Source organism: Pararobbsia alpina, assembly GCF_902859895.1.
In the GTDB taxonomy this organism is placed as follows: domain Bacteria; phylum Pseudomonadota; class Gammaproteobacteria; order Burkholderiales; family Burkholderiaceae; genus Pararobbsia; species Pararobbsia alpina.
In genome coordinates this window covers 1-20,281 of the sequence record NZ_CADIKM010000015.1, presented here as the reverse complement: position 1 = coordinate 20,281, position 20,281 = coordinate 1, and the positions used below count along the sequence as shown (strand labels likewise).

The window sequence follows — 20,281 nt, the reverse complement described above, 5'->3', positions numbered from 1 at the left end:
GCTTTTGTCATGCGGCGCACGCGATAGGCCAAACTTGGGCAAAATTGGTTTTTGCCAAATTTCCCGGTCATTCCGATGAACACGCTTGCTCTAAGCCCCATGACCTTTTCCCGCTCGCTGTTGCGCGCCGCCGTATTGACGGCGGCAACCCTTGGCGCGGCCATCGCGCCGCCTGCCGCGTTCGCCGACGCCCCCGCCGCGGCGGACCCGCTCGATGCGGCGATCAACGGCCCGCAGAGAACCGAAGCATTCCGTGCGCGGGACGTCTACCGGCACCCCGAGGAAACCCTGGTGTTCTTCGGGGTCAAGCCCGACCAGACGATCGTGGAGATCGCGCCCGGCGGGGGCTGGTACACCGAAATTCTCGCACCGTATCTGCGCGAGAACGGCAAGCTTTATGAAGTGCTCTATGAAAGCGACCACCCCGAACTCGCGGAGGATTTCGAACAGGAGCGCAAACGGTTCGGCCAGAGGCTGGCACGCGACCCCGCTGTATTCGATCGCGTTTCGGTCGGCAGCCTGCACGCCGGACAGATCATCGGCTTACCCCCCGATAGCGCGGACATGGTGTTGACCTTCCGCAATATCCACAACTGGATCAAGGACGGGCAGTTCGACGCGAATCTGCGGGCGTTCTATACCGAGTTGAAGCCGGGCGGCATCCTCGGCGTCGAAGAGCATCGCGCGAACCCCGGCATCACAATCGAGCAAGTCATCAAGACCGGCTACGTCCCCGAGGCCTATGTGATCGAACACGCGCGGGCCGCCGGCTTCGAGCTCGCGGGACAAAGCGAAGCCAACCGCAATCCGCTTGATACGAAGGACTATCCGGACGGCGTCTGGTCGCTGCCCCCGACGCTCGAGGGCGCAGCCACCGAACGTGCGCGCATGCTCGCAATCGGCGAGTCCGATCGCATGACCTTGCGCTTTGTGAAGCCTCGATAGCCGAAGTCTGCACCCCGGCATTTTCATCCATCACTATGGAGTCTCGACCTTCCATGTTCACAACCTGCAGCTGGCTGAACGAACCGGATGACTGGCGGCTCGATGGCGATACGCTCGACGTCGTCACGAATGCCAGGACTGACTTCTGGCGCGAGACTCACTACGGTTTTACGCGCGACAGCGGGCACTTCTTCGGCCGCGAGGTGACAGGGGACTTCACCGCCGAGCTTCGCGTGCGCGCGCACTACGAGGCGCTCTACGACCAGGCCGGCATCATGGTGCGGATCGACGAGACTCAGTGGATCAAGGCGGGGATCGAAATATCGGATGGCGAGCCGCTGCTCGGCAGCGTCCTGACGGTGGGCCAGTCCGACTGGGCGACCGGCCGTTACGGCCGCGACGCCTCCGACTTCAGGATTCGCGTGACGCTCAGCGAGGGCGTGCTGCGGCTTCAGGCATCGAGCGATGGCAAGGTCTGGCCGCTCGCACGACTCTGCCCGTTTCCGCAGGCCGCGCGCTATCAGGTCGGCCCGATGTGTTGCACACCGGAACGCGCGGGGCTGCGCGTACGATTCTCGGATTTCCAGGTCGGGCCCGCGTCGACGAAGGCATTGCACGATCTGGCATGAACCTGCGCCGGTGGCGCCGGTGAGCCAGCCCGACACCGGCTCGTTCAATACACGCCCGGCATGCCCTCCGGGCGGTGCTTGAAGCGCCGGTGAACCCAGTAGTACTGTTCCGGAAACCGCATGATCTGCGCTTCAAGGAAAGCGTTCATGGCACGCGCATCGGTTTCGTCGCTTCCGGACGGAAACGCCGCGAGCGGTTCGAAGATCTTTAGCTTGTAGCCGCGAAAATCCGGCAACACCTCGGTCACGAAGGGCACGACACGCGCCCTGCTCAGTCTGGCGAGACGCGAAATCGAGGTCAGCGTACACGCGTCCACGCCGAAGAACGGTACGAACACCGAATTCTCGACACCGTAGTCCATGTCCGCCGCGAGCATGACGGCCTTGCCCGAACGCAGCAGGCCGACGATCTTGCGGGCGCTAGTCGATCGCTCGATCATCTCCGCGCCGAACCGGCCCCTTTGTCGCTTTGCGACATCGCACAGGCCCGCATTGGACATGCGCGTATAAAGGGCAGCAACCGGCAGCCGGGTCGAGTACAGCATGCAGCCGACCTCGATCCCCACGAAGTGAAATCCCATGAAAATGGTCGGCGGGGCGTCCTTGTCATCGAGGTCGATATCGCTCTCGAGCTCGACGAGCCGCTGGATCGATTTCTCGCTGCCGAACCATTGGATACCGCGCTCGAGATAGCTGCGCACGACATGGCGGAAATGATGGCGCGCAAGGTCGTTGTATTCCTGCTGGGTCTTCCCCGGAAAGCAGAGGCGCAGATTGACAAGGACGATATGCTTGCGGCGGCTGGGAAACATGAACAACGCCGCGCCGAGGAAACTGCCAAAGCGCGCGACCACCCGGTAAGGGAGTGTTGATATGGCACGCAACAGCCCGACCATGAGCGCGACGGTAAGCACAGGCAAAGGGGAACGCTCCCGAATTGGAGGGAAGGCGGGGCCGAAAAGAAGGTTGCGGCTCGCTTAAAGCCACAGCACATTCGTCGGAAGAGTAGACGCGCCCGTACGCTTCGCGCGAAACCGCCAGCAGGCAAGCCGCTGGGGAGCAATGACGACCCTGCTCGTTCAGGCCTTTCCGACACGTCGGCGCAAACAATTCGTCAAAACTTGACCGCGCTCACACGCGCAGCGATGAGCTCATCAGCCCGTAGTATGTCATCGCGTTGGACCCCGAAGATTACAAATCGGTAAAAAAATCCCGCTTTCTGATCCATTTCACATTGCCAAATATCTCAAAATTGCTGAATGCACCTCCGTGTTTAGCGGCTAGAATTCGAATCGTAAGCCGTCTGTAACTTGCACCGGCAGCCGAGGCCGCGCCATCGTCAGAAGCATCACCCTGGTCGCGAACACTATTTCCCTTCATCGCGCCGAGCGAATTCATGCGAATCCTTTTGATCGAAGACGACCGGCCGATTGCCCGTGGCATCCAGAGTGGCCTCGAGCAGTCCGGCATGACGGTCGACCTGGTTCACGACGGCGTCTTCGCCGAACAGGCGTTGACGCACAACAAACATGACCTCGTGATTCTCGACCTCGGCTTGCCGGGTATCGACGGCATGACCTTGCTGCGGCGCTTTCGCAAGAACAACCAGGTCACCCCAGTCATCATCCTGACCGCGCGCGACGAACTGCACGACCGCGTGCAGGGGTTGAACAGCGGGGCGGATGACTACATCATCAAGCCTTTCGAGCCCGCCGAACTCGAAGCGCGCATCAATGCCGTGCTACGCCGAAAAGGTCCGAGCGGCGAACCCATGCGGCCCGAAATCATGCTCGGCGGCATGCGGCTGTCGGGGGTCGACCAGCGCATCTTCCAGGACGGCAAGCCGATCGAGCTGTCACCGCGCGAGTTCGCGGTGCTCGAGATGCTGCTCGTGCGCCATGGGCGCGTGATCAGCAAGGCGCAGCTCCAGGACCATCTCACGCGTTCGGGTCGCGATATCGGCGACACGGCGATCGAGGTGTACATCCACCGTGTGCGCAAGAAGATCGATCATTGCCGTGTCGAGATCGTGACCGTGCGCGGCTTCGGTTATTTGCTGCAGGAGTTGCGGGACGCGCCTTAGAACGCCCAGCCGAACTCGTGACTATCCCGCCGCTCCGCACACGAAATTCGCACGGAGCCGACGTGCTCGCCCTCAGTCGCGCGACATCGCCGTGACGAACTCGACGACCACGCTCGTTCCAAGTTGAACGAACAACTGACGCTCTCGCGAGATCGGCACATCGGCAGTTTGATAAGGAATCCGGTTCGCATGCAGCCGGTCGAGCAATGCCTGCCATTCTTCACCGGTCTGCACGCGCAAGGCCAGATGATCGATGCGCGTGGCGAGCCGGCCATTTGTCGACGACTCGGACCTTGCTCCCGAGCCAATCAGGTGGATGACCGCCCGCCCGTCGAGATAGAGCCAGTACCCGCTGATGCCGAACGGTGGCCGCGGCCCTTCGGTCATGCCGGCAATATCGACAAAAAACCGCCGCATGCCCTCGCAGTCGGGCGCGACGATCGTGACGTGGTCGAGCTGCATGGTGGGCCTAGAGCAAGCCGCCGCCGTCGACATCAACGGTCGTGCCGTTCATGAAGCCATTGCGCATCAGCAGCATGTAGGCGTCCGCCACCTCGTCGCTCTGCCCCACGCGGCCGACTGGAATGCCCGTGCCCACCTTGGCGGCCATCGCCTTGCGCTCCTCATCCGACATCGGCCCCCACATCTCGGTCTCGATCATGCCCGGGCATACGGCGTTGACACGTACGGGAGCGAGTTCCTTGGCGAGTGTGCGCGTCATGCTCTCGATGGCGGCGTTCATGGTTGCCTTCACGAGGGTGCCCGGCGTGGCCTTGCGCGAAAGCAGGCCGGAGGTCAGCACGATCGAGCCGTCTTTGGCGATCACGCGGGCCGCATGTTTGACCGCGCGTATCTGGCCGAAGAGCTTGATATCGAAGGCCTGCTTGAGCGCATCGAGGTCGAGGCCGGCCAGCGGTGTCGCGCCGATCACGGGGCCGGCGGTCGTCACCAGATGATCGATCGCGCCCAAGCTGGTAAAGAGCTTCTCCACCGCCCCTTCGTCGCGCACATCGAGCTTCGCGATCTCGATCTGCGGCGACCAGTCCGCGGGGGCCGCGCGGCGCCCTGCCGCGATCACGCGCGCACCTTCGCGGGCGGCTCGCTCCGCGACAGCGCGTCCGATGCCGGACAGGCCTCCGATCACCACTATGGTCTTGCCTTTCATTGTGGATTCTCCGTCGAATTTATAAGGCGAGTATAGATTGGTCTCCGGGTTGCGTGTGTCTGAGCACTTTTTTGTCTTCAGTGATGCCGAGATCAATGTACGAGAGAACGACACATATCCATTCTATTTTTTAGGATCGTGCTCTGTTCTTTGAAGACACCTACCTTTTCGCTTCTGCAAGGGGAATGACTGCAGGAAAGTCACTAAACCACCTCTCAAGCTTTTTCCTTGCGGGCCTGCGATACTGCGAACGTGACCGGACAAGATGACACATTGGGCGGCAGCTTTCCGGTGCGCGCTTTCTCAACGATATTGAATGGATGAAGTCCGACCATGCAGCCATCGCGTCGCAACTTTCTCGTTTTCAGCCTGGGCGTAGGCTCGTCGCTTGCCTTGTCGCGCATCAGCCTGGCTGACGGTTCGATGTTGAGCGAAGCCGATCCCGCAGCGCAAAAACTGGGGTACAAGCAGGACGCCACGACCGTCGACAAGACTCGGTTCGCCAACTACGCCGCGGGTCAGGAATGCAGCAACTGCTCACTCTATCAAGGCAAGACAGGCGAACCGTCGGGCGGTTGCGTCCTGTTCGGAAGCAAGCAGGTCGCGCTGCATGGATGGTGCAGTTCGTATAGCAGTTTTTAGGCGGTAGCCGGTACCTCTCCTTGTGGTAAAGGCACGTTGCACCCAACAAGGAGCCCCCAGATCATATGCAAAAACCGACAGAAAACCACGGGTTTTGCATATGATCTGGGGGGCGCTCAAGCGTGCATGGATACGCCGTCAAACAGGCGCCTCCATGCTGTCTGAAGGCTTGCGCCTTCCCGACTCTGTTACCGATGGTCCGGCCCGTGGTCGTGGTCGTGACGCGGATCATGAGCGTGCGGGTGATGATGCATCCAGTCATCATGCGCCCAGTAACGATGGCCGTCATAGTAGCGGTCGCCATGCCAGCCAATATTGATCCTGAGGTCCACAGGCATCATGTCCGGCGACGCATAGGCCGCACCCTGCGGCGCGTCGCGGTACACGAGCGTATCCGCATGTGCGAGCGAGGTACCGGCACCCAGCAAGGCGGTACTCGCAAGTACCGTGGCAACGACCGAACGCGATGTGTTGATCCAGCTTTTCATTATTGGCCTCTAGAAAGATTGCGAAATACGCCGGTCGCCTTTCAAGTATCTTTCATGCGCGTCATGGCTATCCGGCGCTGCTGGAACGTAATGTACCGAGGTCGAGGATTTAAAAGCGTGAATGGTTGTAAAGATCGGTTTCACTGCTTGCAAGCAGATTTACTGCATGTTTCGGTACGCGAAGGCTGCGCGGCCGGGACAATGAATCCATGCGACCCGGCGCGCAACGATCGCGCGTGTCAGGCTCCGTCACATTTATGACGAGGAAACGATGATTTCGGCGACGGTCGACACCGGGAACCTGACCGATTGCGCAATGAAACACATGTGATGCGCATCTGTATGCAGATCGATAGCTTTTTGCCGGTCATTGCCTGAGGCGATCGTGACAATCGGCTTCAGCACGACGCTTTGGAAGGCTCCGCCACCATCGTCCGCTTCGCGCATCACACCGGCGGCCACGTCGCGATAGGCAATCACGCTGATGCCGTTCACCGAACAAAGATGCAGGTACCAAAGCATATGGCACGACGAAAGACTGGCGACCAGCAGTTCTTCCGGATTGTAGCGCGCGCCGTCGCCGCGAAAAGCCGGATCGCTGGAGGCTGGAATGGGTGGCTTGCCCCTTGCTTCAACACGGTGATCGCGCCGATACGCGGAATAGCTACGCGTCCCGGCGCCATCGTTGCCCGTCCATTCGACGGTGATTGAGTAGTGGTGGCTCTTCATTCGTCCGCTCTCCAATTCTGGCGTGAGAATTGGTAAAAAAGAATGCTGTGTTTAAGCTGGCATCGCGGTCAATCGTCCGATACGGTGTCGATGAAAGTTCGAATGGGTAGTGTCGACTGAATGCAGTACGGATCAGCTGGATACGATATGGGCTGTCCAATGCAATGAGCCTGCGCGGCTTGCCCGGCTCGACACGACAGACACCACATGCGACAAGACTATACATTTGTATGCATACACCCTTTGCGGCGGACCCGGCGCCCAGCCGTGCCATCCTGCAGGAAGCGATCGGCCTGCATATGAAAGGGCAGTTCGAGGGCGCGGCAGCGCTCTATGAAAAACTTCTCGAGCGAGAACCCCGCAACCCCGACATCCTGCAACTTCTGGGCATCTGTGTCCTCGCGCGCGGACAGGCCGACCGCGCCGTCGAACTACTGGGCCTGTCGATCGAACTCGATCCGGACCAGCCTCCCGCCCATGCGAACCTCGGGCGCGCGCTCAAAGAGCTGGGACGGGGCGATGAAGCGATCGCAAGCTTCGATCGTGCCATCGTCGCCGCACCCGGCTATGTCGACGCATGGATCGACCGTGGCAACACCCTCTCGGCATTGGGCCGCATCAATGAATCCCTGGCCAGCTTCGATGCTGCGCTTTCGGCTGATCCTGGTCACGTCGGCGCATTGAACAACCGAAGCGCCGCATTGCGGGAACTCAAGCGATATGACGAAGCGCTTGCATGTCTTCACCGCGCGATCGAGATCGAGCCCGACAACGTCGACACCTTGCTGAATCTCAGCACCGCGCTGAGGAACGTCGGTAACGACGAGGAATCGATCGCCTGCGTCGATCGCATTCTCGCGCGCGACCCACAGCATGCCCCGGCGCTGAACAACCGCGCCAATGCGCTGGCCAATCTGCGTCGCTATCAGGAAGCCCTGCCGACGCTCGACCAGGCGATTGCAATTGCACCCGGCCTGGCGTCGGCCTGGGTCAACCGTGGAAATGTATTGGCGGCCTTGTGTCGGCATGACGACGCTCATGCCAGCTTCCAGCACGCGCTCGCGATCGCGCCCGACTCCGCGGCGACTCGATGGAATGCAAGTCTGCTGGCACTGCTGCTAGGCCATTTTCCGTCCGGCTGGCAAATGTACGAGTCGCGCTGGGCGATGCCTTCGTTCGAACCCAGGCGGCATACGCACCTCCCTTTCTGGCTCGGTGACGCGGATCTGCGCAACAAGCGCGTGGTGCTATGGCACGAACAAGGATTGGGCGACACGCTGCAATTCTGCCGCTACGCCATCATGGTTGCGGCGCTCGGCGCGGCGGTCGTGCTCGAAGTCCCGCCCGCATTGAAGACCTTGCTTGCCCAAAGCCTCCGCGGCATCGCCATGGTGGTCGCAACGGGCGAGCCCATTGCGCCATGTGATTTCGCCACGCCATTGATGAGTCTGCCATTCGTGTTCGGCACGCAGGCGGACACGATACCCTTTGCGCCCGCCTATCTCAAAGCCGATCCGCACAGCGTCGCCACCTGGGCGCAGCGGCTCGGACCACGCCGGCGCAAGCTTCGCATCGGGGTGACGTTTTCGGGCAATGCGGCTCACAAGAACGACCGGGAACGATCACTGCCGGCGGATCAGTTTGTCTCGCTGTGCAATGACGCCGAGTGGTTCATCATCCAGAAAGGAATGCGTGACGCAGGTGAGCTGGCGTACTCGCGCCTGCCGCATGTACATTATGTCGGCGATGAACTCGCGGACTTCAGCGACACGGCCGCGCTGATGACCCACCTCGACCTTGTCATCAGCGCCGACACGGCCGTAGCGCATCTCGCCGGCGCATTGGGAAGGCCCGTATGGGTCCTTCTGCCCGCGAACCCGGACTGGCGTTGGCAACGGGAACGAACCGACAGCCCGTGGTATCCGACAGCAAGCTTGTTCAGGCAGCAACGAGCAGGCGATTGGGGTGATGTGGTTCAGCAAGTCGTGCGCGCACTTCTCACCCTAGCGTACCCACGTCGCTAGGGGTGCCGGCGCGATGCTCCGGGTCACACCGTGGCGCTGCTGGGCCGCTCTCGCGCCAAGCAGGGGCTCCGGATGCCCGATCGCATAGCCTTGCGCATAGTCCACACCCAGGCTCTTGAGGCACGCGACGATTTCGTCGCTTTCAGCAAACTCGGCAATCGTCATCTTACCCAGCGCGTGGCCAATCTGATTGATCGATTCCACGATGGCCTTGTCACTCGGATTGTCGAGAATTTCCTTGACGAAGCTGCCGTCTATCTTCAGGAAATCGACGCTCAGATGCTTGAGATACGTGAACGAAGACATGCCCGCACCGAAGTCATCGAGCGCGAAGCGGCAATCCAGTTCATGAAGACGACTGATGAGGGCAGCCGCCTTGGTGAAATTCGTGATCGCCGCCGTTTCGGTGATTTCGAACACGACTGAACTCAACGGTACGCCGAACATCTGTTGCTGCTCGATGATGTACGCAAGAAACCGGTCATCTCCAATCGATGCGCCGGACAGATTGATCGCCCACGTATGGATCGAGCCGGGGTCCGCCGCCATGACTTCGGCAAGCGCGCTGAAAGCGTTTTTGATCACCCACCGGTCGATCTCCGGCATCAGGCCGAAGCGTTCCGCCGAGGGTATGAAAGCCACCGGCTCGATGAGCTGTCCGTCATCGTCCAGCATGCGCAACAGGATTTCGACGTGCTTGTCCGAGGCCGGTCTTGCTTCCCCGAGTGCGACGACCTTCTGTGTATAAAGGCAAAACTGGTCGCGGCGTATCGCGGACTTGAGCCGCTCCACCCACTCCATTTCGTTGTGCCGCGCGCAAAGCGCCTCATCGTCACGGCTGAAGACCTGCACCTGGTTCTTGCCGCTTTCCTTCGCGATATAGCAGGCGATGTCCGCGGCCTTCATCACGTCCTTCAAGCTGCGCATGCCCGGCGGCGGCGTGAAGAGCCCCACGCTCACGCCGGTGAAAAATGTCCGGTTGGCCCAGACGAAGCCGAGTTCAGCGATAGTCCGGCGTATCTCTTCCGCAATGCGAAGCGCCTGTGTACTGGCGCAGTGGGTCAGCACGATGCCGAATTCATCGCCGCCGAGCCGACCCAATATGTCCGCACTACGCAGGCCTCGCATCAACGTCGCGCTGATCGAACGCAGCAGGTCGTCGCCCGCGGCATGCCCGCACGTGTCATTGACGATCTTGAACTGATCGAGGTCAAGGAATAGGACAGCATGTTCGGAATACGCGGACGCGCTCTGGTCGAGCAGCGTGCTCAGCCGCCGCTCGAACTCACCGCGATTCAATATGCCGGTCAGCTCGTCATGCGTCGCCTTATAGGAAAGCTGCGCCGCGTGCTTGCGTTTCTCCGTCACATCGCGCAGCACGATGACGCTTCCGATCACGCGAGCCTGGGCGTCATGCATGGCCGCAACGGACCGCTCCACCCAGATCTTCTCGTTCGCCGGCCCGCGCAGGTAGATATCGGTGGTCGTCTCGGCGGACCTCTCGGAGCGCAACACACGCTCGAGCGCATCCGGCGCGGGCGCATCGCCGTCCTGGTTGAACGTCCTGCAAATCTCACTGAACGGAAGCATCAGCATATCGGCGCTGACGCGTCGGAACATGCGTTCGGCCACGCGATTGCAATAGGTGATCCGACCCGCGTCATCGGTCCGGATCACGGCCTCGGCAATCGATGCGAGGGTGACCTGGGCAAGCTCATGCTCGACATGGGCGTCCGCTTCCGCATGCTTGCGGTCCGTGATGTCGAGGAGCGATCCCACCATGCGGGTCGCATAGCCCCGCTTGTCACGTATGGCCTGCCCTCGCGTCTTGCACCATATGAGACTTCCGCCAAAAGCCTTCACGCGAAATTCGACGTCGAAGACATGGTTTTCCTTGAGGTGCCCGCGCAATGCATTGCGGACTTGTTCAACATCTTCGGGATGAACGAACTCGGCAATGGCATCCGAAGCCCTTGTCAGCGCGTTTCTCTCGTAGCCCAGCAGCTCACTGATCCAGTCCGAATAGTAGATGCGGTCCTGAACGATGTCCCAATCCCACAATCCCGCGTTGCTGCCTCGAAAGCCGAGGCTCAAGCGCTCTTCGCTCTTGATCAGCTTGGCCTGCAGCTGGTTGCCGCGCGCAAGGGAGCGGTGCACGAACATGGCGCAAGCCGCAAGCAGCATCAAGGCGGAAAACACCAGCATACTGATCAACGCGACGGTCGTTCGACGGAATGCGTGAACAAACGAACGCGAAAATCCATCCTCGATGGGCCCAAGCGCTTCGTCGATCGCCCTCACGCGCACCAGCAGCGATCGGGTCGCAGGGCTGTCCCGTTGCCCGGTCAGAACCAGGCTGCGCAACTGGTCGCCGATGTCGCGCAATTGCAGGATATAGCCGTCGCTCTGCTCCCAGTACTCAATGCCACGCCGCATCAACGGCAGGTACTTCGATGCGCCGTAGAGCCGCCGGATGCCGCCGATGTCCTGTTCGGCGGCGCCTCCCGCCATGAGACCGCGTTTGACTATTTCGTGGTCTGGCGTGGCCTTGTTCATTTCGAGCCGGGCGATCCGGACGCCGAGCGGCACGCTCAGCTTGTCGAGAAACCGCCGGAAGTCCTGCTCCGAACCGCTCGAGGCATACGCGTTCAGTGCCAGGACTGCGTCCTTTTCGGCCTTCGCCCATGAGCTTTCGCCGCCGATATAGGCGCGCAGATTGGACTGGACGCCCAAACTGAGCGCGGTCAGAAATATCAGAATGATGACTACAAATGCGAACGGCAGCAAAAGCGCTGCCGTGCGGCGTCCCTCCATTGCATCGGGAATATGGCGAAGAATCGGTCTCATAGAATTCTTCGAGGCGCAACCCGGACACCCCCCCCGGGCGCCCGACATCGCTGTGTCGGGCGAACGCCCCTTCCTGCCTCATCTTTTTTTCGGTTCCCAGAATCCAGCCGGACACTTTCTTTCAGGGACATTTCTTATTTCTATCGATTCACCGACATCACCCTGACACCTACCGGCCTGGTGTCCCGGAATAGTTTATGAAAGATCTGATTCCTCGAATTCTATCGGTTGTAAGCTGCGGTTTTCATAAAATCTTTGTGTTCCCTAAACAGTCGCGCCACGCAATCGACGAGCGATCCGGTCCGAAGCGTGCACTGCGGCGCGCCGCAGTGCACGCTTCAGGGTTGTCCCGTAGCGCTTCCCCGGGTGCACTTCGCGGTGATGAGCCCTCCCTGCTCTCCGCCCGATCTAAAGTTTCATACCGGCGTGCCGATAGTCACTAGAGAGGGCATCACCGGCCGCAACAACGGTATGCCTTGATCAATCCGCCGCAGAATACGAGCATGTCGCCGAGCGCTTCGGAGCTCCCTCAGGAACTGGGCCGCTTGCATGCGCCATTCAAATTTCGTCCGATACTTCCTGCTGCTGCATGTGTTGCTGTTCACGCTCGCTCGAGCAGGTTCGGTCTTCGCTCGACCCTTGATTGCTCCGGACGCGCCGCTCAACGAAGAAGTGCTCAGGGTTCCCGTCAGCACTGCGCCGCTAGTCAGGCTCGTCGTCACCCTATACATGCCGTCGGGCGCAGGCCCCTACCCGCTTGCCGTCATCAATCACGGCTCGTATTTTGACCCGCCGAGAGCGCCGCGCATCAGTGACAACTTCGCCGCCTACTATTTTCTATCACGCGGCTATGCCGTCGCGATGCCGATGTTGCGCGGCTATGCAGGATCGGATGGGCAATGGACGCCTCACGGTTGCGACATCATCGCGACGGGCCTCGACGCGGCGCGCGACATCCGCGCAACCATCGACTATCTGAAGCACGTGCCGGGTATCGACCCCTCAAGGATCGTCGTGGCGGGGAAAAGCATCGGCGGCTGGAACACACTCGTGCTCGGCACGCTCGATGTCAGCGACATCAAAGGCCTGATCAGTTTTGCGGGCGCGATGAAGGAGTCCGATTGCAAGACACCCGATGCGACCCTGATCAGCAGTGCGGCTCAATTGGGTGCCCACACGAAGATCCGGTCGATCTGGTTCTTCGGTGACAACGACCAGATCTTCGCGACGCCGACGTGGCGTGGCATGTTCCAGCACTACACGGCCGCAGGCGGCCCCGCCGAACTGGTGGCCTTCGGTACATTCCTGAACGATGCCCATGCCATCTTTGCGTCGGGCGAAGGGCTGCGAAGCTGGGTGCCGAAGCTCGACCAGTTTCTGGCGAAGATCGGCATGCCCAACGACGAGGTGCATCCGGAATACTTGCCGAGCCCTCCTCCGCCCGTCACGCATTTCGCGGATGTCAACGACCTGACGAGCGTCCCGTACCTGGATCAGGCGCAACTGGCGCTCTATCGGGCCTTCCTTGCCGCGCCGCTACCGCGCGCGATCGCGATCGGACTGGGGGGAGCAGCCGTCGCATCGGGGGGCTTCGACTCCGCGGTCGCCGCGATGGACCAATGCTGGAAGCAGGCCACGTATTGCCAGCTCTATGCGATCGACAGCGACGTCGTCTGGCCCAGGCAGCCGGCGGAACCCCAGCCGACGCGCTTCGCGGCGCTCGCGGATGCAGCCAGAGTGCCTTACATGAATGAGCGCGGCCGCATGGCCTACAAGCAGTTCCTCGCGCTGCGCCGGCCGCGTGCGTTCGCCGTCGCGCAGGACGGCGGCTATGCGGCGGCCTCAGGCACGGACCCGATCACCGAGGCCCTGGCTTCATGCAGCCAGGGGCGCCCGGGTTGCGAGCTCTATGCAGTCGATGGCGATATTGTCTGGCCCGAGCACCATTAACTGCTCGCCCGCTTCCCAGGTCCGTCGGCGCAATGCATCGCGCTTACGACAGATGATGCACTTCCTGCAGCCCGAACACCGGTGTGGGCAGGCCTTCATAGCGCGCTTTCAGTTGCAGCGACAGGTACTGCGAATAATGTCGCGACTGGTGCAGGTTGCCGCCGTGGAACCACAACGCGGTTTGCTGCGTCGGCTTCCACATATTGCGTTCCTCGCCCTCCCACGGTCCCGGGTCCTTCCTCGTATTCGAACCCAGACCCCAGACCTTGCCGACCTTGTCCGCGACCTTCCGTGAGATCAGATCCGCAGCCCAGCCGTTCATCGAACCGTAGCCGGTCGCATAGACGACCACATCCGCTTCGAGTTCGGTGCCGTCGCTCAGCACGACGGAGTGCGCCTTCAGCTCCTTGACGTCGACGCCGCTCTTCAGCTTGATCTTGCCGTCCGCCACCAGTTCCGATGCGCCGACGTCGATGTAGTAGCCCGAGCCGCGCCGCAGATACTTCATGAACAGCCCGGAGCCATCGTCGCCGAAATCGAGCATGAAGCCGCGTTTCTCCAGGCGGTCATAGAGATTGGCGTCCAGCTGCCTGATTTTCTCGTAGACCGGAATCTGGAATTCATGAAGGATCTTGTACGGCACCGATGCAAAGGTCATGTCGGCCTTCCATGTCGTCATGCCGGACGCCACCGCGCGTTCGGAATAAAGAGCGCCGAGCGCATGCTCCATCAGGGAATCGGACTTGACGATATGAGTCGACGAACGCTGCACCATCGTGACATCGACACCCGCCTCCCACAGCGCCGCGCAGATGTCGTGCGCCGAATTGTTCGCGCCGATCACCACGACTTTCTTGCCCGCATAGCCGTCCGGGCCGGGATGCTGCGACGAGTGATGCTGCTCGCCCTCGAAGACGTCCATGCCCTTGAACGAGGGCGTGTTCGGCTTGCCCGACATGCCGGTCGCCAACACCAGTTGCTTGGGCCGCAGCACGATCTGCTCGCCGTCGTGCTCGACCACGACCGTCCACTCGGAGGTGCCTTCGTCATAGGTCGCCGATTTGCATGTCGTCGAGCCCCAGTAGTTCAGCTCCATCACTTTCGTGTACATCTCGAGCCAGTCGCCGATCTTGTCCTTCGGCGAAAAGACGGGCCAATTGTCGGGGAAAGGTAGATACGGCAGATGGTCGTACCAGACCGGATCGTGCAGGCACAGCGATTTATAGCGATTGCGCCAGTTGTCGCCGGGCCGGGCGTGGCGATCGACGATGATGGCCGGCACCCCGAGTTGCCGGAGCCGCGCACCCAGTGCGATACCGCCCTGCCCGCCACCGACGATCACGCAATACGGCTGTCGCGAACGTCCGAGTTCGGTGAGCTCGGCCTCGCGTTGCTCCTTCCAGGTTTTGCGATCCGGATGCGCGCCATGCAAGGCACCCATCGGCCGCTGAAAGCCTTTTGGTTCTTCATGGGACTTGAGTTCGCTCATGGCGGTGAGCAATGTCCAGATCTGGCCGTTCCGGATGCGGATGAAGCCGTTGCCGCGCGCGGTGGCGGTTTCGAAGGTAATCCAGCTTTGGGCGAGACCGTCCGCTTCGCTGGCCTGCTCGCCTTCGGCGATGCGCCATGAGGACGGCTTGATCGCGGCAAGCTGTGCGGACAGCATGTCGGCGATCTGCTGCCGGCCCTCCATCGTCTTGATATTCCACGTGAACGTGACCAGGTCGCGCCAGAAGCCATCGGGCTCGAATAGCTCTGCGGCGGTCTTCGCATCGCCTCGCTGCAATGCAGTATCGAGTTTTTCCAGTACGCCGGACACCGTCTCGTTAGGATTCGGGTTCTGCTCAGGCATGGTTGCTCCTCCATGTACAACGGATAACGATCGGGCGATCGGAACCGCGGAGTTCTGAGCCCGCTCGACTGGTAAGCCGCTTTTTTACATGCGATTTGCTGATTGCCGTGGCGCGACTTCGCACCTGGTACCGGAAGGGTATCCGCTACGCAGCGCAGCATGCAATTCGCTATTGCCCGGAATGGGCGTTGAAAAGTGTGCGCGATAGCCGGGCGGCGGTCGACTGGCCGACCGCCTGCCCTTACACGGCAGGCATGTCGAACGGCCGATTTCAGGTCGAAAACCGGCGAGGTACTCGCGCTTTGCGTGCGCGGGTCATGGTGATGGGCCGTTCATGGCCGTTTGCATCGGTGTTAGAACGTTTTCCAGTCAGCTTCGGCTGCGACAGGGGGCGCTTCGCTCACTGCAGCATGCGATTGAGATTGCGAGGACTTCGCTGGCGCGGGGCGCGCAGCGATTGTCTGGATCGGCGTCCTGTCCGGCGTGCGGCGCGGCATGACGCTACGGGATGCTGTAACCGCCGCGCGCGTCGAGCCGGGGTTGCCGACCGTCGCATCGACCTTGAAGACCGCGACGGCCTCACGCAGTGACTGAGCCTGGTCGGCCATCGACTGCGCCGCGGCCGACGCTTCTTCGACCAGCGCGGCGTTTTGCTGGGTCACCTGGTCCATTTGGACGACGGCCTGATTGACCTGCTCGATGCCGGTGCGCTGTTCTTCCGAGGCCGACGAGATTTCGCCCACGATGTCGGCAACCCGCTTGACGGACTGGACGACTTCGCTGATCGTGCTGCCCGCTTCCTCGACAAGCTTCGAGCCGGCGTCCACCCGGCTCACCGATTCGCCGATGAGGTCCTTGATCTCTTTGGCCGCTGCCGCGCTGCGTTGAGCGAGCGTGCGCACCTCGCCCGCCACCACGGCAAAGCCGCGTCCCTGCTCGCCAGCGCGTGCCGCCTCGACCGCCGCGTTCAGCGCCAGGATGTTGGTCTGAAACGCGATGCCTTCGATCACCGTGATGATCTCGCCCACCTTCGCCGAGCTGTCGGAGATCCCGCGCATGGTGTCGACCACATGCCCGACCACTTCCCCGCCCCGCTGCGCGATGCCCGAGGCCGTGGTGGCCAGCGTGGTCGCCTGTTGCGCGTTATCCGCGTTCTGACGCACGGTGGTGGTCAGTTCCTCCATGCTCGAGGCGGTCTCTTCCAGCGAGGCGGCCTGTTCTTCCGTGCGTTGCGACAGATTGGTGTTGCCCGCCGCGAGCTGTTGCGTCGCACTCGATATCGATTCGCTGGCGTCCTTGACCCCGCCCACGATCGCCGCCAGGTTGGCAATCGCCTGGCTCAGAGACGCGGCCACGGCGCCCACTTCGTCTTGGCGAAGCACAGCGATTTTGACCGACAGATCCCCGCGCGCCAAAGCCTCGGCGCCATCGACTACGCGCTGCAGAGGACGGACGATTGAGCGCGTCACGATCACCCCCAAGAACGCTGCAATGATCAGGGCCAACGACGCTAATCCCCACAGCACTGCACGCGCCATCTCGTAGGAATGGGCGCCTTCCTGCACGGCCTCATCCATCGCGCGTGCTTGGGCAGTGGCAAAATCGTCGATCGCGGTGATGGTCGCGACTTGGAGGGGCATCACCTTCAACAAGGTCGCGCGTGCCCCATTGCTGTCGTGAGCGGCCAATTGCGCATTAACCGGCTGAAGCGCCTCCGCGTAGGGCGTTCGTACCTGCAGCATGTGATCGTAAGCGGCCCGGTCGCTGTCTGTGTCTAGCCGGCTTTGCAGGTCAGAGTAGAGCGCCGTGTTTGCTGTCGTTTGGGCCTTGAGTTTCGCAAGGTCGGACTGTTGCGCTTCGGGGGTCGGTTCGTCCAGCGCGCGGTATAAGAGCAGCGCTACGTGGTACGTGCCCTCCTTGATCTGATTCGCGACGCTTACCTTTGCCATGCGGTCGTTGACGATATCTCGCATGTTCGCATTCATATGCGACATCTGCGCGCTGACCGTGACACAAATTACCAACAACAATGCGAGTATCGCCCCGAACGTGGCGGTAAGTCGCGACCCAATTTTCATTTCCATGCTGACACCTCTCCGATAGTAAATGGTTATCGGCACGGCGCGGCGATAATTTAGGGGGGCGGGGGGGGGGGGGGGGGGGGGGGGTGGGTGGCGGCTGCAGCAATTGTTCGGACCTTGGCCGGGTGAGCTTGCCAGCTGATTCGAGAATCGGTGGCTGACGGGCATGCTCAGGTGGCTTCCTTCGAGCGCTTTTGGATGACGCTCGTCGCAGGCATCGCAGAGGGGCGTATGAGGTTGCTAACCTGCCCGAATGTCCCGACTCAGCGCGGCGGAGAATGGCATTGGTGAGTTCAAGCAAGGCCGAGTGATGTTCGGCGGGTGTTCGAAAATTTCAATGTCGACGATGCCGAAGGTCACGTCGCTTACTAGCATGTCGACTTGTCTCGGCGGTGCTTGCGCTACGGTGTGATCGCATTGCTTGCCACTGCGGCGAGCACTTCTCTTCTGCCGCATCACCGTCCGCCTTTTCGCGGATTCCTTGATCTGATTCGCGAGCCTTACCTTGTTCGGACCTTGGCCAGGTCTTGCCACCTGACTCGAGAATCCCGTGGCTGACGGACATCGTCAGGTGGGTTTCTCCAAGCGCTTTTAGATGACGTTCGTCGCCGGCATCACAGAGGGGCGTACCTGCGCTGTATACGGAGCAGGACGGGAAAGGGTACCAAGAACGACATAGGTCTTTCCGATCGTCAACAGCGGATCACGACCGCCTCCTTTGTACCCACGCTCTCGAACATAGCGACTCATCATGGCTCCGCCGCCCTTTCACCTATAGCAAGCTTCGATGGTGGCAAGTGCATACTTTCCGCTCTCGGACAAAAACGCCTCCACTTCATATGCGACCGGCTTATCGGGATCTCCGAACACGAGAACGACAGTGACGACGGTTCCCGGAGCTAGCACGACAGACTCATGCTCTCCAATCACTGTCGCGTCGACTGGTCTTGTCAATTCAAACGTGTCGTTTTCTTTCATTGCCGTCATTTTTTTGCAGGAATCCCTGTCACAAGTCGAACCGTGCCCGTGTTGTCCTGCAGGAACACAAACGTCGTGTTGATCGTCTTTCCGTTGACCCCCGCAATGGGGATGACTTGCTCATAAGTTTGCCCGTATTGAGTACTCTTGGTTGCCACCGCAGTGGCAGGGTCAAAATAAAGTTGCGACGCTAGGTTCTGCCAGTTGCTCTGATTGAAACCCAGAGCCTGGTCGAACCAGTTCGCCTTCGTCTGATTTTTCGGGTGTGCAGGGTCGAGCAAGTATTCATGAAGTTTGCTTTCGAGGTTTGACGTGTCAAACCCTGCGGAACTCTATGCGGCTTGCTGGTTATCCGACGATGGTTTCGAATTCGAAGCTTGATAGCCCGAATCATCGTTCCCACCGTTCCCGCTCGACCGCATCGGCGCACCCGGCGTCACCATCGGCGACACACTCACCATTGGACACAGCACGCCAGGCCCACACGGTATAGCGCTTGGCGTTACCACCGCGGTCGCGGTCGGCGGCGTCCTGTCGCTCCCACCGCCTGTTATATCGGTCTGCGGACTCGCATCGCCCTGCTGCACGTCGCCCGGCATCCCAACACGCGCGTTCGCGACATCCCGCGGCAGGTTCTTCACGTCCTGCCCGAACTGCTCCACGCCACGTCGGAACTGATCCAGCTGACTGAACCCAAGATCCTTCGCCTGCTGAGGCAACGTGTAGACAAACAGCCCGCTCTGCACCTTCTGGCTGTTCACCCACTGCAACTCCGGTCCCAGATCCTTCGCGTCCTCTGGACTCACATAGTTCGCTAGCCATTCCGGACTGTTCGGCGAGAACTCCGCCCAGCACTGCACAACGTAACATGCGGCCGCCGTCAGGCGCTTCTCTTCTGCCGCATCACCGTTCGCTTTCTCACGGATCGCCGTTTTTTCATCTGAATGTAACTGCCGATTGTACAGATCAGCATTCAACGCCCCGCCGGCCCCACTCGTCGCGCCTGATACTCCACCCAGCGCTCCGCCGGCCACCGCACCCGCCAGCCCCGACGCCGCATTCGCTATCAGCGTCCCGCCCAGCGTGTCGCCCGCCGCACCGCTCGCACGGCTCATCGCACCACTGACCGCATTGCCCACCACATCGCCGGCAACCGTGCCACCGAGTGCCCCCGCAACATGGCCTCCCCCCAACGCCGCACCCAGTCCCGCCACCGCCGCATGCGAGGCAATCCGCGCTGCTCCGTCGTTCCCCCACAGCGTGACCTGCTGCGTCGCCGCGTCGTAGTCCGCCTGAGCGTGGGCCATCCCGGCGTGATCGCCCGTTGCCTTCGCGTTCTCGTACGCCAGCGCCGCCGTGGCTTGGGCCGCACTCGCACGGCTTTCCAGCGCGCCTGCCACATCGCCCACCACCTGCATCCCGACCTGACCGACGCCCCGCTGGACCGCCAGATCGTTCTGCACCTTTTGCGCATCGAATGTGTTCTGCACCGAACCATTCGCGCTCGTGGTATCGCGACTCAGGGTGTCGCGGCTCAAGGTGTCGCGACTCAGGCCGGCCGTGCTGTCCTGCCCCGTTCCTGCATCGCCACGAACCGTGATCGTGCCGGAACTGACCACCGCATGGGTCGTCCCCGACGCCTCCGAACTCGTCCCCGCCGTCGAGAAGCCACTCGGCCCCAAGCCTTGCGAGTTCAACGGTCCAGGCGTGCTACTTCCCCCCTGCATCACCGGTGTATCGAGGTTCACTCCACCCAGCGTACTCTGTCCGAAGCCACCGCTTGCACTCAAGCCGATCGTGTCACCCGAATCGCTCGCGTGATTCTCCAGATCCGTGTAACCGAATGTCTGCGTCGACAGACTGTTTCT

16 protein-coding genes and 2 pseudogenes are annotated in these 20,281 nt (G+C 61.3%); 6 read left to right on the top strand and 12 right to left on the bottom strand.

The features are described 5' to 3' along the window. The first annotated feature begins 75 nt into the window (after window positions 1–75). Complete coding sequence (locus tag HV670_RS16095) at window positions 76–945, top strand: class I SAM-dependent methyltransferase (protein WP_246257523.1); 870 nt, start codon at window positions 76–78, stop codon at window positions 943–945. A gap of 53 nt (window positions 946–998) precedes the next feature. Then, complete coding sequence (locus HV670_RS16090) at window positions 999–1,574, top strand: DUF1349 domain-containing protein (protein WP_175105799.1); 576 nt, start codon at window positions 999–1,001, stop codon at window positions 1,572–1,574. A 44-nt stretch (window positions 1,575–1,618) separates the two neighbouring features. Here HV670_RS16090 and HV670_RS16085 read toward each other — a convergent pair whose 3' ends face one another. Beyond that, complete coding sequence (locus HV670_RS16085) at window positions 1,619–2,494, bottom strand: lipid A biosynthesis lauroyl acyltransferase (protein ID WP_281362408.1); 876 nt, start codon at window positions 2,492–2,494, stop codon at window positions 1,619–1,621. Between the two features lie 271 nt (window positions 2,495–2,765). Beyond that, window positions 2,766–2,972, bottom strand: coding sequence for a hypothetical protein (locus tag HV670_RS16080; protein ID WP_175105798.1), 207 nt, complete (start codon window positions 2,970–2,972; stop codon window positions 2,766–2,768). On the opposite strand from HV670_RS16080, the gene HV670_RS16075 reads away from it, so the two are divergent. Continuing rightward, entirely contained in the window at window positions 2,971–3,657 is a 687-nt protein-coding gene (locus HV670_RS16075) for a response regulator transcription factor (protein ID WP_175105797.1), read from the top strand. The genes HV670_RS16080 and HV670_RS16075 overlap by 2 nt on opposite strands. A gap of 72 nt (window positions 3,658–3,729) precedes the next feature. On the opposite strand, the gene HV670_RS16070 is transcribed toward HV670_RS16075, so the two are convergent. Further along, on the bottom strand, window positions 3,730–4,119 hold the full coding sequence (locus tag HV670_RS16070; RefSeq protein ID WP_175105796.1) for a VOC family protein: 390 nt from the start codon (window positions 4,117–4,119) through the stop codon (window positions 3,730–3,732). A gap of 7 nt (window positions 4,120–4,126) precedes the next feature. Continuing rightward, window positions 4,127–4,822, bottom strand: coding sequence for an SDR family oxidoreductase (locus HV670_RS16065; protein ID WP_175105795.1), 696 nt, complete (start codon window positions 4,820–4,822; stop codon window positions 4,127–4,129). 333 nt (window positions 4,823–5,155) lie between these two features. Between HV670_RS16065 and HV670_RS16060 the strand changes: the two genes are divergently transcribed. Next, complete coding sequence (locus tag HV670_RS16060) at window positions 5,156–5,464, top strand: high-potential iron-sulfur protein (protein ID WP_175105794.1); 309 nt, start codon at window positions 5,156–5,158, stop codon at window positions 5,462–5,464. Between the two features lie 188 nt (window positions 5,465–5,652). Here HV670_RS16060 and HV670_RS16055 read toward each other — a convergent pair whose 3' ends face one another. Beyond that, entirely contained in the window at window positions 5,653–5,952 is a 300-nt protein-coding gene (locus HV670_RS16055; protein ID WP_175105793.1) for a hypothetical protein, read from the bottom strand. A 255-nt stretch (window positions 5,953–6,207) separates the two neighbouring features. Then, window positions 6,208–6,681 carry an OsmC family protein gene (locus tag HV670_RS16050; RefSeq protein ID WP_175105792.1) on the bottom strand — a complete coding sequence of 158 codons (474 nt, stop codon included), beginning with the start codon at window positions 6,679–6,681 and terminating at the stop codon, window positions 6,208–6,210. Window positions 6,682–6,911: 230 nt separating this feature from the next. On the opposite strand from HV670_RS16050, the gene HV670_RS16045 reads away from it, so the two are divergent. After that, window positions 6,912–8,705: a tetratricopeptide repeat protein gene (locus tag HV670_RS16045; RefSeq protein ID WP_175105791.1), complete on the top strand. Its 1,794-nt coding sequence runs from the start codon at window positions 6,912–6,914 to the stop codon at window positions 8,703–8,705. Here HV670_RS16045 and HV670_RS16040 read toward each other — a convergent pair. Further along, window positions 8,685–11,552, bottom strand: a complete 2,868-nt coding sequence (locus HV670_RS16040; RefSeq protein ID WP_175105790.1) for an EAL domain-containing protein — start codon at window positions 11,550–11,552, stop codon at window positions 8,685–8,687. The genes HV670_RS16045 and HV670_RS16040 overlap by 21 nt on opposite strands. 549 nt (window positions 11,553–12,101) lie before the next feature. On the opposite strand from HV670_RS16040, the gene HV670_RS16035 reads away from it, so the two are divergent. Next, window positions 12,102–13,502, top strand: a complete 1,401-nt coding sequence (locus HV670_RS16035) for an alpha/beta hydrolase family protein (protein WP_175105789.1) — start codon at window positions 12,102–12,104, stop codon at window positions 13,500–13,502. A 43-nt stretch (window positions 13,503–13,545) separates the two neighbouring features. On the opposite strand, the gene HV670_RS16030 is transcribed toward HV670_RS16035, so the two are convergent. The 5 genes and pseudogenes from HV670_RS16030 to HV670_RS31060 form a co-directional block, all read right to left on the bottom strand. Beyond that, window positions 13,546–15,354 (bottom strand): NAD(P)/FAD-dependent oxidoreductase, encoded by a 1,809-nt coding sequence (locus tag HV670_RS16030; protein WP_175105788.1) that lies wholly within the window; start codon window positions 15,352–15,354, stop codon window positions 13,546–13,548. Window positions 15,355–15,707: 353 nt separating this feature from the next. Next, complete coding sequence (locus HV670_RS31875) at window positions 15,708–17,438, bottom strand: methyl-accepting chemotaxis protein (protein ID WP_175105787.1); 1,731 nt, start codon at window positions 17,436–17,438, stop codon at window positions 15,708–15,710. A 765-nt stretch (window positions 17,439–18,203) separates the two neighbouring features. Beyond that, window positions 18,204–18,422, bottom strand: a complete 219-nt coding sequence (locus tag HV670_RS30575) for a hypothetical protein (protein ID WP_217478439.1) — start codon at window positions 18,420–18,422, stop codon at window positions 18,204–18,206. Then, a pseudogene (locus HV670_RS16020) lies at window positions 18,419–18,700 on the bottom strand (DUF6883 domain-containing protein); the annotation flags it as partial. The pseudogene HV670_RS16020 and the gene HV670_RS30575, both read right to left, overlap by 4 nt. Before the next feature lie 45 nt (window positions 18,701–18,745). Then, window positions 18,746–20,281: pseudogene (locus HV670_RS31060) on the bottom strand (hemagglutinin repeat-containing protein); the annotation flags it as partial.